At 29.1% G+C, this 14948-nt stretch carries 19 protein-coding genes; 8 read left to right on the top strand and 11 right to left on the bottom strand.

Translation table 11 applies throughout. The features are described 5' to 3' along the window. The first annotated feature begins 45 nt into the window (after positions 1–45). A complete protein-coding gene (gene lexA, locus J2Z43_RS02365) occupies positions 46–681 on the top strand; it encodes a transcriptional repressor LexA (RefSeq protein ID WP_209456354.1) in 636 nt (211 codons plus the stop codon). A 75-nt stretch (positions 682–756) separates the two neighbouring features. Here the strand turns inward: lexA and J2Z43_RS02360 are convergent, their stop codons facing one another. The 5 genes from J2Z43_RS02360 to J2Z43_RS02340 form a co-directional block, all read right to left on the bottom strand. After that, on the bottom strand, positions 757–1056 hold the full coding sequence (locus J2Z43_RS02360) for a Dabb family protein (protein WP_209455674.1): 300 nt from the start codon (positions 1054–1056) through the stop codon (positions 757–759). 36 nt (positions 1057–1092) lie between these two features. Then, complete coding sequence (locus J2Z43_RS02355; RefSeq protein WP_234925938.1) at positions 1093–2052, bottom strand: ComEC/Rec2 family competence protein; 960 nt, start codon at positions 2050–2052, stop codon at positions 1093–1095. Between the two features lie 122 nt (positions 2053–2174). Then, positions 2175–2798 carry an OmpA family protein gene (locus J2Z43_RS15120; protein ID WP_209455673.1) on the bottom strand — a complete coding sequence of 208 codons (624 nt, stop codon included), beginning with the start codon at positions 2796–2798 and terminating at the stop codon, positions 2175–2177. Beyond that, positions 2788–4251, bottom strand: coding sequence for a MotA/TolQ/ExbB proton channel family protein (locus J2Z43_RS02345; RefSeq protein ID WP_209455672.1), 1464 nt, complete (start codon positions 4249–4251; stop codon positions 2788–2790). Before J2Z43_RS02345 ends, J2Z43_RS15120 begins: the two co-directional genes overlap by 11 nt. Positions 4252–4356: 105 nt before the next feature. Further along, positions 4357–5241: an SPL family radical SAM protein gene (locus J2Z43_RS02340; RefSeq protein WP_209455671.1), complete on the bottom strand. Its 885-nt coding sequence runs from the start codon at positions 5239–5241 to the stop codon at positions 4357–4359. A 220-nt stretch (positions 5242–5461) separates the two neighbouring features. On the opposite strand from J2Z43_RS02340, the gene J2Z43_RS02335 reads away from it, so the two are divergent. Then, positions 5462–6085: an ABC transporter ATP-binding protein gene (locus tag J2Z43_RS02335; RefSeq protein ID WP_209455670.1), complete on the top strand. Its 624-nt coding sequence runs from the start codon at positions 5462–5464 to the stop codon at positions 6083–6085. Then, positions 6085–6858 (top strand): ABC transporter permease, encoded by a 774-nt coding sequence (locus J2Z43_RS02330; RefSeq protein ID WP_209455669.1) that lies wholly within the window; start codon positions 6085–6087, stop codon positions 6856–6858. The genes J2Z43_RS02335 and J2Z43_RS02330 overlap by 1 nt, the downstream gene beginning before the upstream one ends. Positions 6859–6984: 126 nt before the next feature. Here the strand turns inward: J2Z43_RS02330 and J2Z43_RS15300 are convergent, their stop codons facing one another. From J2Z43_RS15300 to J2Z43_RS02305, 5 genes are all read right to left on the bottom strand, one after another. Beyond that, positions 6985–7071, bottom strand: a complete 87-nt coding sequence (locus J2Z43_RS15300; protein ID WP_334299285.1) for a zinc ribbon domain-containing protein — start codon at positions 7069–7071, stop codon at positions 6985–6987. A gap of 442 nt (positions 7072–7513) precedes the next feature. Further along, entirely contained in the window at positions 7514–9058 is a 1545-nt protein-coding gene (gene murJ, locus J2Z43_RS02320) for a murein biosynthesis integral membrane protein MurJ (protein WP_209455668.1), read from the bottom strand. Positions 9059–9060: 2 nt separating this feature from the next. Further along, positions 9061–9675 carry a DedA family protein gene (locus tag J2Z43_RS02315; protein ID WP_209455667.1) on the bottom strand — a complete coding sequence of 205 codons (615 nt, stop codon included), beginning with the start codon at positions 9673–9675 and terminating at the stop codon, positions 9061–9063. Positions 9676–9850: 175 nt separating this feature from the next. Then, the gene (locus J2Z43_RS02310; RefSeq protein WP_209455666.1) at positions 9851–11197 is read right to left on the bottom strand and encodes a sensor histidine kinase; all 1347 of its coding nucleotides are present in this window, start codon (positions 11195–11197) and stop codon (positions 9851–9853) included. Between the two features lie 2 nt (positions 11198–11199). Next, a complete protein-coding gene (locus tag J2Z43_RS02305; protein WP_209455665.1) occupies positions 11200–11868 on the bottom strand; it encodes a response regulator transcription factor in 669 nt (222 codons plus the stop codon). Positions 11869–12118: 250 nt separating this feature from the next. On the opposite strand from J2Z43_RS02305, the gene J2Z43_RS15400 reads away from it, so the two are divergent. From J2Z43_RS15400 to J2Z43_RS15395, 3 genes are all read left to right on the top strand, one after another. Continuing rightward, positions 12119–12217 carry an ABC transporter permease gene (locus tag J2Z43_RS15400; RefSeq protein WP_343749127.1) on the top strand — a complete coding sequence of 33 codons (99 nt, stop codon included), beginning with the start codon at positions 12119–12121 and terminating at the stop codon, positions 12215–12217. A gap of 140 nt (positions 12218–12357) precedes the next feature. Next, entirely contained in the window at positions 12358–12606 is a 249-nt protein-coding gene (locus J2Z43_RS02295; RefSeq protein WP_209455664.1) for a S66 peptidase family protein, read from the top strand. Next, on the top strand, positions 12600–12845 hold the full coding sequence (locus J2Z43_RS15395; RefSeq protein WP_209456352.1) for a hypothetical protein: 246 nt from the start codon (positions 12600–12602) through the stop codon (positions 12843–12845). Before J2Z43_RS02295 ends, J2Z43_RS15395 begins: the two co-directional genes overlap by 7 nt. A 90-nt stretch (positions 12846–12935) precedes the next feature. Here the strand turns inward: J2Z43_RS15395 and J2Z43_RS02285 are convergent, their stop codons facing one another. Further along, positions 12936–13145 (bottom strand): zinc ribbon domain-containing protein, encoded by a 210-nt coding sequence (locus J2Z43_RS02285; RefSeq protein WP_209455663.1) that lies wholly within the window; start codon positions 13143–13145, stop codon positions 12936–12938. A gap of 210 nt (positions 13146–13355) precedes the next feature. On the opposite strand from J2Z43_RS02285, the gene J2Z43_RS02280 reads away from it, so the two are divergent. Next, entirely contained in the window at positions 13356–14111 is a 756-nt protein-coding gene (locus tag J2Z43_RS02280) for an ABC transporter ATP-binding protein (RefSeq protein ID WP_024621366.1), read from the top strand. Further along, positions 14101–14904 carry an ABC transporter permease gene (locus J2Z43_RS02275; RefSeq protein WP_209455662.1) on the top strand — a complete coding sequence of 268 codons (804 nt, stop codon included), beginning with the start codon at positions 14101–14103 and terminating at the stop codon, positions 14902–14904. The genes J2Z43_RS02280 and J2Z43_RS02275 overlap by 11 nt, the downstream gene beginning before the upstream one ends. Positions 14905–14948 lie beyond the last annotated feature (44 nt).

Below are 14948 nucleotides of genomic sequence, written 5' to 3'. Positions count from 1 at the left end.
TATAGAACAATTTAAAATATAAACCCAGAAATGAGTGAGATGATTATGTATTTAGATTTAACAGAAAAACAAGCGCTAATCTTAGAGTTTATAAAATCAGAGCTTGTTGCTAAGGGATATCCACCTGCAGTTAGGGAGATATGTAATGCAGTTGGACTTAGATCTACTTCTACAGTACATTCGCATTTAAACAAACTTGAAAAGCTTGGATACATAAGAAAAGATCCAACTAAACCTAGAGCTATTGAGGTATTGGACAGAAACAAGGACGATAATGTTACTGGATTTAACCAAGAAATCATCAACTTACCGCTAGTTGGTGAAATCACTGCTGGTGAACCAATACTTGCTCATCAGAATATTCAAGAATACATACCACTTCCTACTAACCTAATTAAGGGAAAAGACAACTTTGTCCTTAAAGTAAAAGGTGAAAGTATGATAAACGCTGGTATATTAGATGGCGATTATGTAGTAGTAGATAAAAATAGTTCTGCGGAAAACTCAGAAATTGTTGTAGCGCTTGTAAACGGAGAAGCTGCTACGGTTAAGAGATTTTTTAAAGAAGAAAACTTTATAAGACTACAACCTGAAAATGAATTTATGGAAGCGATTATACTCAATGACTACGAAGTTGAGATAATAGGTATCGTAACTGGAGTCTTTAGGGTTATGAAGTAAATTTTCAAAGAAAAAGGTTGGCTCATTATATTTGAGTCAACCTTTTGTTTTTTATTGTTATTTTATTTTAATCTTTTATTCTACACTATCAAAGCATTTTCTGCTGCACATAAGAACTTTTACAAATTCTCCAACTTTCTTGTGCTCAGGGTGATTTTGATAGTTTATAAGAGCTTCTTTACTTTCAAATAAGCTGTCGAGCATAATATCTACATTACTTGAATCTAGGGCATCTATGCTAACTTCGATACTTACTACTCCATCTACTACACTTCCAAGAGCTTCAAGATCTGATTTTATTTTTTTAGAACTCCCTATTCGTTCATTATTTGAAATTTTTTCATCATAATTCCAAAATACAACATGTCTTACCATAGTAACACCTCTTATGTAAGTATTAACACTAAATATCTAATTAGCTTTGCTTCTACCGTCAATGTAACTTCCTTCTACCTTGCATTCGGAGATAAGTCCATCACCTGTAGATTCGAAAATTATATCACCACATTCATCGCTTCTATGTATTTTTATACCCATCTTTTTAAATCTATTCATCGTCTCTTTATGAGGATGACCGTATGAATTGTCTTTTTCAGCCAATATAGCAGCATACTCTGGGTTTACTTTATCCAAAAATTCTTGAGTAGAACTACTTCTAGATCCATGGTGAGCAACTTTTAATAAGTCTACTTTATCTAACTTTCCTAAAATTTCTTTTTCAGTACCCTTTTCGATATCACCTGTAAATATAGCTTTATCGTTTCCATTTGTGTAAACCAAAACTAAAGATTGTTCGTTAGTCGTGCCTCCACCGTTGGTATTAAGTACTTCAAAATAAGAATTATTTAAGTAAAACTTATTGTTTTCAAGTGGAACTCCAGGAGATAATCCTTTGTCTGCCATTGCATTTATAAAATCTCTGTAACTCTTTGTGCTTGCTGAACCATTAGATACTAATACGTTCTCTATTTCGAAATTTTTGACTACAGCATCTAAACCGCCCAAATGATCAGCATGTGCATGAGTAGATATTAAGTATTTAATTGATTTTACACCAGATTTATTTAGGTAGTCAACCATTAGATCTTCATCATCATTGTCTCCTCCATCAATTAGTGTAAAAACTCCGTTATCTTCTATAAGAATCGCATCGCTATTTCCAGTGTCTATAAAATGTATTTTTACATTCTCTCCACTCGTTTTAATAGTTTCTGTACTCTGCTCACTACTACTATCACTAATTACTTCGTTTACAATATCCAACTGATCACATGCTGTTAAAAATATTGATACCATAAATACTATAAGTATCATCAATGATTTAATCTTAATTGTATTTTTCCTAATACTTGTTTTGTAACTGTGCTTCATGTTAAATCCTCCATAATAATAACAATAACCCTTATTATACCATTTTATCATTTTTTAGTGAAATTTGTTATTTTATAAGAATAAATTAAACTTAATACTCTATATTTACTTTTCTATATTTATTAATCTATATCAATCTCGTATTTTAATTCAACTCTTCTAGATGAATCTCTGTTTACAGATCCATCCTTGTTTTTTATAAGATCAGCTTTAGATCTGCCTACAGCTATTATATGCTTAGTAAATTTAGTTTTATATTTGTAATCTCCTATCTCATCACTTACCATATATTTAGTTACACTGTAAGCTCTTCTTTGAGACAAATCCAGATTGTATAAATAACTCCCTATATCATCCGTGTGACCTTCTACTACAATTTTAGATATATTGCTGCCATAATCTTTATAAACTGTTTCTACATACTTAGGAATGAATTTTTTTAACATTTCTTTTGCCTCTGGCTTTAGCTCATCACTATCTACATCAAACATTGTACTTTCACCAAAAGTTACTTGACCGCTTCTTTTATCGACCTTAACCGGAATATTATCATTCTTTAAAGTTTCTTCTACTGAATTATTGATATTTTGTGCCAAATCTTGTTTAACAGATCCAGATATGCTCTGAGTGCTAAATAGAGTTAGGATTACAACCATAAGAACAGTTGAAAGTAAATCAGTAAAAGTAGGCCAAAAACTACTCTTTTCAAATTCTTTATTCACGGTTCTTCTATATTTATTTATCATATACCTCATCCTCACCTATTCTATCTTCCAATTCATGTTTTAGACTATCATCATCAATTGAGATATTCTCTTCAATCTCTGTATGTAAATCGTCATATAAATTATCGTTTGAATAATCGTTTTGATCCACAAGCTTAATGTTGTCTCTATCATTTAAGATTTCATTATCAATATCTATTTTTTCGACCAATCTATCTATAAAATCTTTATAATCAATCAAATCGTATTCTTCCATAATAGAAGTGTCAAAGGTCATATTTAGCTTATCCTGTATATCTAGTGACTTATCAAATACTTTATCCAGTTTATCTTGTATATCAAGTGAAAAATCGGCTACTACATCTGCCAGAGAGTTTACTGTATAATCTAGAGTTACTTTTTCTTCTAGTAAATTTCTCTGTGCTACTGTCATTTCATTTTCGTGTGAGATAAGTTTAGATAGCATATCTTGAGCGCTTCTCTCATAAATTGCAAATCCAGCATTTATATTTTTTATGTAATCTTTAATTTTATATTGGCTCTCAGTAGCATTTGTAATACTCTTTGTTGATTCTTTTAAATCAAATAGCATTTCTCTACTTATATCGTCTTGTCTATCGTATTTTTCAAATAATTTATTAAACTTCACATTTAAAATGCTGAATTGTTTATCTAGTTTTCTGATGCTCTGATCAAATGTCTTTATAGAGCTTTCTGATCCTTCAAGAAGAGACTTAAGATTTTTTATCCCGTTTATAAACTCTTCATTAAATTCAGTTAGGTCTTGAGAAATTTTATCGAACTTCTCTATAGACTCTATGGACTTACTTATATGTTTAATCGTATTTTTTACTTCTTCTATCTTTACATCCATATGTTCTGATTTTTTATGAGTTACTTGAGAAGTAAGTATATTCTCAGTTTTTAGCATTAGTCTAACTAAAATGTGCTCACAGTCTTTAGTCCTAGTAATAGATGTAATGATTATAGAAAAAACTATACCAAAGATACTAGTTAAAAAAGCTGTCTGCATACTGCTTATTGTAGCTGGTAAAGAGTTTACAATATCACTAGTATTAACAGACAACAGCATTGTAGAAAGCCCAACAAACGTCCCTAATACTCCAAATAGTATACATATTGAAGAAGCATTTTTAATACTGTTGATTTTATCTAGAAGAGATCTGTTATTATATTTGAGTTCAGATATAATCTCTTCTATAAATGAAGTTATATTTACATCTGAGTACTTATGTTCTTTGCTGTATTCATCGTACTTAATTTTTATTTCATTATAAAATGAACTCGTATCCTGGTTTGTGTTTACTTCTACAAGCTTCGAATCTATGAAAGCATACAGCTTACTGTTGTCCAAAATTTTGACAACAGCAAATGTTGTTATAAATATCAAAAATGCTACTGTAATTGGATTTGTAAGAATCGAGCTTACGAAATTGACAAGTATATTACTCAAATCTATCCCCACCTTATAAATTATTTATATTTAATCTATACGTAGTAGAGATCTAAAAAATGATAGAAATAAGAAAATTAATGGATTATTATAAAATATTGTCTATTAATCGAATAATGATATCTGTGTAGTTTCATAACTTTTTTTATAGGCATCTATTATATCCTCCATTTTGTACAATATATTTTTTTTGGCGCACTCTTCTTTGAAAATATACATTAGCTCTTTATACTTTGGCGAAAGGCAATCGTACCTATCTTCGTAAGTTTTAATGTATTTATGTTTAAGATTTGGAAAGGTTTCATCTAACTTGTTATAATACCACTCTCTTTGATTATCTCTCAATGTTAATCCTGGATGTGTACTGATAAAGTTTGCTCCATTTTCATACGCTAAATTTACTATTCCCATAACATTATCTTTTGTATCTTCAATAAATGGAAGCATCGGGCCCATTAAAATCCCTGTGTATATTCCCGCTTCAGATAGCTTTCTTATACTTTCGAACCTTTCAGAAGAACTTGATACATAGGGTTCAACAATTTTGCTTATTTTATCATCCCAAGTGGTAATAGTAATTTTTGCGATAGTCGGTGAATGATCTTTTATATCTTTTAGTATATCTATATCTCTTGTGATAAGGCTACTTTTCGTATCTATAGCTACTCCGAATCTGTATTTATCTATCAGCTTTAGAGCTTCCCTTGTTAATTTGTACTTTTTTTCAAACGGATTGTATGGATCTGACATTGCTCCTGTTCCAATAACACCTTTTTTAATTTTGCTTTTTAGCTCTCTATCAATCATATCAGTTGAGTCTAATTTTGCTCTGACCGTGTCAAAGTTATCAATCTGATAGCACCTACTTCTGCTATCACAGTAAATACAGCCGTGACAGCATCCTTTATATATATTCATGATGTAGTTTATGCCAAACCAACATGAAGTTTTAGTTTTATTAACTATTGTTTTAGCTGGTATAAATTCCATTAGAACTCTCCTTAATAATTTTATAATCTCTTATTATATTATATAAAATATAACTTGACATATATATGTCTTATTTAACAATCTTTTTTCTAATTACTAGATAAATATTTGAAAATTATTAACAATTAATCATAAAAATCATTAACATTGATATTATAGTCAAAGCTCTATATAATAAATATAGATAAATAAAAGTACAAACAAATTAGTAGGAGGACATATGTCGTTATTTTTATTAGAAGATGTAAAGTACAAAAATATTAAATACCCAAAAATAGAAATTGAAGATAAACAGATCTCATTTATTTGCGGAGAAAGCGGTACAGGAAAAAGCACTCTGCTTAAACTGCTAAATGGTGTAATTACCGCTGAAAGTGGAAAAATAACTTATTTAAACAACTTAATAGAAAGTTATGATTCTATAGATCTAAGAAAAGAAGCAATGCTAGTAGGACAAACAGTTTATCTATTCGATAAGACTATAAGAGAAAACTTTTATGAGTACTATGATTTTCGATGTATAGATAAACCAAGTGATGAAGATATAAGAAAATATTTAAAAATTTCCTGCATCGATTTTAGTCTCGACACAGTATGTACCACTATGTCAGGTGGTGAACGCCAAAGAGTCTATATTGCAATATGCCTTTCGATGCTTCCAAAAACTATAATGTTTGATGAGCCCACAAGCGCTCTTGATGAATGTACGTCTGATAGACTGCTAAATAACATTATTGAGTTTTGTAAAACTATGAATATGTCTGTAGTTGTAATTTCCCACAATAAAGCATTAGCAGATAGATATGCAGAAAATTTGATTTACTTATCTAGGGAGGACAATTAATGAACGCTATTATAGAACTTAACATACTACAGTTTTCTCTTATATACTCCTTGTTGCTTATAGTACTTTTTATAATGAAAAGATGCAAAATATCTAAAACAAAGATGTTGTTGATAGCTAGTATGAGGATGAGTGTTCAGCTCGCTTTAGCCGGATTTATACTTACATATATTTTTAAAAACCCTCACCCTGTATTTACGATATTATATCTGACTACAATGACTCTGTTTTCAATATATACGGTCCTATCTAGAAACAAAGGTGTAAATAAAAAATTTAAACTTATAGTTGCCTTCTCGTTATCTATTGTTGGCCTATGTATTATATTTTTCTTTATTACAGTAGTTATAGGGGTAAGCATATTTAATCAACAGTACATAATACCGATAAGCGGAATGATATTTGGAAATGCTATGACTGGAGTAAGTCTAGGTTTAAAAACTTTCGATGAAAGTATAAAAACTCAGAGAAACAAAATTGATACGCTTGTCAATATAGGGGTAACACCAGACAGAATACTCTCACCTTTTGCTAATCAAGCGTTAGAGACTGCAATACTTCCGACTTTAAATTCCATGATCGGTATGGGTATTATATCTTTACCTGGAATGATGACAGGCCAGATACTATCTGGAACTATACCGACAACAGCTATACTCTACCAAATTGCAATAATTATCGCACAGTGTACAGTTACTTGTCTTGCAGTATTTTGTTCATTGCATTTTGGCTGTAAGACACTTTATAATAAAAGAAATCAAATGCTTATATAAAAGCACTTATTAAATAGTACCTAGTTTTGTCTACTTGAATTTCTTGTATTGGATGTGTAAAAATAAAACTTATATAAACAAGTCTTTTTTACTGTGTTAATATTTGATTGCCTTAACATTTAAGTTCTAGTTTATTAAGAAATATAATATATTCCATCCTGTTGATGTATCTGCCTTATAAAGCTCTGTATAACCACATTTTTTGCAACTTATTGTAATAGTTTCTTCAATTTCACAAATATCTGGTTATATTTCTAGAATTACCTGAATGAAATGAGCAAATAGATATAATAGATGGCTCTTTAGGATTATTTATTTTGTATGCTAACTTTTGTATAGCTGGATAAATTACTTCTCTATACTTCTCTAGGTTAAATACTCTATAAACTATTCAATATTAGATAAAGTATAATGCACTGTAATAGACATATATATAGACTCAAAATAAATCTTAACTTTATTTGGGATTATTTGAATAAGTAATGACAACTAAATACTAAAAACTAAGGCTTTACAGGATCCTGTAAAGCCTTAGTTTTTTATTTTTTAAAATAGTTTCTCGTCTTAACATGAATTTAGAAGTATTTTTTATAGTCAAATTATCTCTTATCGTTGCTCATATGTATATATATGATTATATAGACATAGTTTAAAATTACCTTTTAATTTTACTTTTTATTACTTCTAATATTACTTTACTTTCTTCTACCTTTAAAAGTATTATGCATAACCCGTAAGATAATGCTCCGAATCCTATTGATAAAGATAATGATAAAATCTCTTGAATAGTTCCAGTTGATAGCATTATACTTAGTACATTGTATATTAATAATGTAACAGCTGACATTATCGCTGCTGATAAAATTGATTTTATCATTACTAATATTATTGATTTCCCTCCAAATGCTCCTATCTTCTTTCTTAAACTTATAAAAAATAGTACTATTGTAACAATTGCTGATATGCTAGTTGCAAATGCTAGCCCAGCTATTCCCATATTGGTGAATCTAACAAACAATAAATTTAATATGATATTTAGTACAACTGTTAAAATAGCATTTTTCATTGGTGTTTTTGTATCCTGTAAAGAATAAAAAGCTTTTCCAAGTATATCCCTAAGCCCAAATCCTATCATACCTATTGAATAAAATACAAGAGCCATAGCAGTCATCTGTGTTGCCCTTGCATCAAATTCCCCTCTTTCAAAAAGTATTTTAACTATTGGGTGTGCAAGTATCATAGCGCCTGCTGATATAGGTATAACTATAAGTGTAACCATATTTACTGATGTTTTTATAGACCTCTTGAATTCTTCTTTATTATTCTGCGTTGATAATTTAGATAATACAGGATAAATAACTGATGAAATCGATACTATAAACATTCCCATCACAAATTGATTCAACTTATTGGCATAATTTAATGCTGAAATACTTCCTTCAACAAGTGTGGATGCGATTGTTCTGTCTACAATAGTACTTGCTTGGTTTACTGCTACACCTATTAATACAGGTAATACCAGCCAGAGCATCCTTCTTAAATGTTTATCATCAAAGTCCACAAATAACTTATATTTAAATCCTTTTTTCCTTGCATTTGGAAATTGAAATAAAAACTGAAAAAAAAGTCCTAATAGTGCTCCCCATGGGAGTATATGTATATTTATTTTTGCACTCAATACTATTGCTATTATTACTATAATATTGTTTGGGACACTTATTAGGCCAGGTATTACAAAATTATCGTTGACCTGTAAATACGCTGTCATGATATAACTAATTCCTAAAAATGCCAATCCTATAAGCATAACTCTAGTAAAATAAACTGCTTGATTAAATACTTCTCCTTTAAAACCAACTGCAAATAGCTTAACAATCAATGGTGAAAAAATTATACCTAGAGCTGAAAATCCTAAACAAATTAGCATTATTGCATTTAATACATTGTTTGTAAATTTATTTGATTCTTCTTTACCATTATTCTCTCTTATATCTTGATATAAAGGTATAAATGCAGTATCAAGTGATGTTCCTATAGCTAGAAATATTACTGCGGGTATATTCATAGCTATTAAAAATGCATCGCTTGTCCCAGATGCTCCATACACTGACGCCAATGTTAGTTCCCTACCAAATCCTAACACTTTGGCTATTAAGGTTGCTATCATTAAACCTAATGCTGACTTTGCTACTTTTGACATAACTACATTCTCCTTCTATGCTTGGTTATATTTTTTTTCTTCATAAAATAAAATATAACTATACCTAATATTGCTGTAATACAAATAATCACGGAATATTTACTCATAATATAAGATATCTGTTCTATATTGCTACCTAATATATATCCTAGATATATTAAAATCGAATTCCATGCAAATATACCAAATGTTGAATAAATTATAAACTCATAAATGTTCATCCCACTAATTCCTGCCGGGATAGAAATAAATGTTCTCACAACAGGCATTACTCTAGCTATACTCATTGAAAATTTTCCGTATTTTTTCATATATTTTAAAGATAAACTCAATGATTTTTTCAGTTTTCCATTTTTCATATTTATATATTTATACAACCTATCCTTAAAAAATTTTCCAGATAGATAACTAACGATGCTTCCTAAAAGACCAACCAACGTTGATGCTACTATTGCTGCTAGAAAACTTATTTTCCCACTTGTAATAAATATAGCCATAAGAGGTAAAGTAGCTTCGCTAGGAAGTGGAACACCTGCATATTCTAAGAATATTAATAAAAAAATGCTTATTATTCCGTAGCTAACTATAAAACTATTTATCATAGCATCTATATGCATAATTATCTCCTTTTCTAATTAAATTTATATTAATTTTTACTATTATGCTTATAATTATAATTATATAAAGTGAAAAATAAATTAACTAAAAATTAAAATTTGATGAAAAATAATCAATAAAAAATAAGATGTGTAAGTAAATAAAGCTATCTTACACATCTTATTTTTTATTGATTTAAAATATTAATTTTACTTCTGTATATTCTTTCTCAACACTTTCTATTTGTATTTTTCCATTATATAATGAAACTATTTTTTGAGCTATAGATAGCCCTAATCCATATGAATTGTTTCTTTGTCTTGATTCATCACTTTTAAAGAATCTATTTGTGACCTTTATGATATGGGGCTTTGAAATTCCCATCCCATTGTCCTTTATCGATAAAATTACATTAGTATCTCGTCTTTCTAAATATATATCAATCTTTAATACATCTTTATCATTATATTTTATAGAATTATCTATTATAATCATAAGCAATTGTTTTAAATGCTCTTTTTTTATTTTAATTTTCGCATTCTCATCAACTATGCCAAGCTTAAAAACTATATTAGGATGCAGCATATTATAATTTTCTATAGTTCCTAATATTATATCAATAGGATTTATAAGATTGATCTTATCGAGATTTACTACATAATTATCTACTTTAGATAAAGCCAGTAATTCATTAATTAAATTTATCATTCTATCACTTTCATCTAAACATACATTTATAGAGTTATTTAATACTTCCTCATCTTTTTTGCCCCATCGCTTTAGCATCCTCAAATGGCCCTGTAGTACAGTAAGTGGTGTTTTCAATTCATGAGATGCATCTGATGAAAATTGACTCTGCCTCTCAAATGATTCTTGTATTTCATCCATCATTGAATTAAATAATATATTCATTCGGTCAAATTCATCATATCTGCCTTCAATTGCCACCCTATTATTCAGATTGTTTTTCTTTATTCCTTCCATTGTATCTGTAAGTGTCTTTATTCGTCTTAAAAATTTATTTGATAAATAAATTGATCCAATAATACTAAAGGACACACTTATTATGAATATTCCTATAGATATAATTACATATCTTTCCATAAATTCTGTAAGCACATCTACCTTTTGTAGTATTTGCAAGTTATATCTTCCAGAATCTATAGGTTTATCTAATAATACATATGGCCTAAATCTTATAAGCTTTAGCTTTACCTCCTCATTATTATTTAAATTTATATTTTTCCATTTATCTGTATCGCTTTTATATAAAACACTATTACCTGTATAAATTCTTATATTCTCACCTGAAGTTTTAGTTATCAAATTTATTATTTTACTACTTTGCTTTATCTCCTCTATACTACCATTTAAATCTTTATAAGTATTTTCAATTTGAATTTTTTGATTATTTATACTAAAGATTCCAAAGCTTAATACCTGTGCTATACTATAAATTATTAAAATAGTAGTTATTATTCCTATTGATACTAACGTGAATTCTTGTTTTACAGAAATATTTCTTATAAGTTTTTTTAACATAATTAAGTCCTCATAACATACCCAACAGATCTTACTGTTTGGATATATTCATCTTTATCTTCTGTATTTAATTTATTTCTTAAATGTCTTACATATACATCGACCACATTAGTCTCAGCTTCATAATCGTATCCCCAAATACTTTCTATCAAACTAAATCTAGATATAACCTTATCTTTATTTTCCATTAGGTATATTAATAGCTCATATTCTTTATTAGTTAGGTTTAATTCTTCACTACCTTTTTTAACTATCCTAGATTCTATATTTATAGATAAATCTTTAAAGTTTATTACCCTAGATTTAGAAGGAGCTTCTCTTCTAAAAACAACTTGAATTCGAGCTAATAACTCCTCTATTGCAAATGGTTTTGCTATATAATCATCTGCCCCCATCTGTAATCCAGATACTTTATCCATTACACTATCTCGTGCACTTAACATTATTATAGGAGTATCTTTTACTTTTTTTAGTCTTCTACATACTTCTATACCATTGAGACTTGGAAGCATAAGATCTAATAATATCAGATCAAAATTATTATTTAATGCGATCTCTAAACCTTCATTGCCATCCTCTACAACTTGAGTCGAATAACCTTCAAATTCTAGCTCCATTTTTACAAATGAAGATATATTTATTTCATCTTCTATAATAAGTATTTTTTTCATCTTGAGCCCCTCTACTTTACTATTTATATAAATATTATACAGCAACAACTAAAATTTTTAATTAAGATAAGATTAAATATTTCTCATAAAAAATTCAGTATATATTTTAATTCTTTATTAACGAATTATAGCTATTATTATGCACCGTACTCTTTCACGCACCATTAGAACCAATTATTGATATAAAATCTCCCTTTGATATGTTAAAATTTACATCAGAAAGAACATTTTCTTTTCCACTTTGAATTCAATGATTGGTATGAGAATTATATCTTTACCTGGAATGATGACAGGACAGATACTATCTGGAACTATACCACAACAGCTATACTCTATCAAATTGCAATAATTATCGCACAGTGTACAGTTACTTGCCTTGCAGTGTTTTGTTCATTGCATTTTGGCTGTAAGACACTTTATAATAAAAGGAATCAAATGCTTATATAAAATAGATGTATTATACAAAACTGATAAGGAGGTAAAATTAATATGATAAAACCTAAATTTTCAACAAACAATTTCATAGAAATCAAGCCTAGCCCACACTGGACTTCTGATGTATTAGAATGGACTGACTCTAAAAATGCCACTATATCACGTAAACTTAAAAATGATACAAAAGGATATGAACTTATCCAAGGGAGCGGAACGGTAAGAGGGAGACTTCTAGGTGGTTGTACAAATGTAATTCAGATGTTAATCGGTAGTGAAGGAATCTTCTTGCACAAGGTATTTTAAATGTAATAAATGGTATTGTAGTTGGAAAACCAATAGATGAAAAGTGCTATGATGAATACAAAGAAGTTTACAGAAGTGTAGTTGGAGTTGAATCCAATAGATCTGATCTACCTATAATTTATAATGTAAATTGTAGTCATACGTCGCCAAACTGCATTATTACATATGGTATAGAAGCAGAAATAAATAGTTTAGAACGTACTTTTACAATACTTGAATCTCCTGTATTGGATGTGTAAAATAAAACTTATATAAATTAAAAAAGACTTATTAAAACAAGTCTTTTTTATGTAACAATATCTAATTGAATTTGCTTATAATATGTAATTCTAGCCCATTAAGAAATCTAATATATTCCATCCAGATGATGTATCTGCCTTATAAAGTTCCGTATATCCACACTTTTTGCAACTTATTGTAATAAATTTCTTATTTTGTACATCAAAAATTTTTGCAAAATTCCCCCCAGTTGCTTGGAATTGATCATGTTCATATGAATTTGATCCACATTTAGGACACTCAAATTGCTTTTTTTCCATATGCTCTCCTCCTCTATTTAAATTAGTTACTTTATTATATAACAATAATAGCCAATTTAAAACCAATTTATTGTCTAGTTATGTAAATTTCGGTGTAAATATCTGTAATTTTCATATTATATTTTCATATATTCATAAAAATAGGTACAAATTTATCCAAATTTTAATACCATACTAGTATACGAGCTAAAAGCTACAGGAGGTGTCACAATGAATAACAACATAGTAGAAGTAAAGAACCTATGCAAAAGCTTCTACAATAAAGAGGGAGAACTCAAAGTCCTCGATAATATCAACTTTAGCCTTAAAGAAGGTGAAGTTTTGACACTAGTTGGACCATCTGGAAGCGGTAAATCAACTTTATTAAATATATTAACAAAATTATTAAAGCCAACTAGAGGTGATATAAATATAAATGGAAACATCGGATACATGTTCCAAAGAGACAATTTACTTGAGTGGCGAAATATTATGGATAATATAACTATTGGCTTGGAAGTTCAGGGGAAGAAAAAGGATAAAGAATCACTTGAAAGAATTGAAAAGCTACTAAAGACATACGACTTATGGGATTTTAGAAATATGTATCCAAAGGAACTCTCAGGCGGTATGAAACAAAGAGTCGCTTTAATAAGAACCTTATCAGTAGATCCTGATATACTGCTTTTAGATGAGCCTTTCTCTGCTCTAGATTACCAGACTAGACTCCTAGTTTGTGACGATGTCTATAGGATTATTAAAAATGAAAATAAATCGACTATTTTGGTTACACATGATATAGGGGAAGCCATAAGTATATCTGATAAGGTTGCTGTTTTATCTAGGAGACCGGCCACAATTAAAAACATTTACGATATAGATATAAAAGTTGAAGGTGAAAAAATACCAATTAAAACACGTAAGGTCCCAGAATTCCAAACATACTTTGATCTTTTATGGAAGGAGCTGGACACTTATGAGATTTAGTAAAGAGTCAGATGGATATCTTAGTTATTTAAAAAAGGAGAAATTAGAAAAGAGAAAAATACTCTTTTATCAGATACTAATATTAGTTGTGTTTACATTATTATGGGAATTATTAGCCAATATGAAAATAATAGATACTTTTCTATTTAGTAAGCCTAGTAATATCTATAATTTATTTTTGCAATATGCTTCTAATGGAGAGTTATTCAAACATATAGGAGTATCTGTATACGAAACAATAGTAGGATTAGCAATAGGTACTTTTTTTGGTATTATTATCGCCATTATTTTATGGTGGTCTGAAAAAATATCTAAAATACTAGATCCTTTTTTAGTTGTACTAAATGCACTTCCAAAAACAGCCCTTGCCCCAATAATAATCGTATGGGTTGGCGCAGGAGTTGAGGGAATTATAGTAACTGCCGTTGCTATATCAATAGTTGTAACAATTCTTTCAGCTTACAACTACTTTATAAATGTAGAAGAAGAAAAAGTGAAAATGCTTAGAAGTTTTGGAGCAACTAAACTTCAAATTCTTTTTAAACTTATTCTACCCGCAAATACTGCCAATTTAATCAATTTAACTAAGATAAATATAGGTATGGCATGGGTTGGAGTAATTGTAGGGGAATTTTTAGTTTCTAGATATGGTATTGGATATTTAATTGTATACGGAAGTCAGGTTTTCAAACTAGATCTCGTTATGATGGGAGTTATTGTTTTAGCAGTTTGTGCTTGGGCAATGTACGCCGTAGTAAGTCTAATTGAAAAAATTTATCTTAGTAGAAGATGATTTGTTAAAATAAGGTGCAAATACTGCACCTTATTTCTTTATTC

Origin of the sequence: Metaclostridioides mangenotii, from assembly GCF_017873185.1 — a bacterium.
GTDB lineage: Bacteria > Bacillota > Clostridia > Peptostreptococcales > Peptostreptococcaceae > Metaclostridioides > Metaclostridioides mangenotii.
The sequence above is the reverse complement of the archived record's forward strand: the minus strand, read 5'-3'. Positions and strand labels throughout refer to the sequence as shown.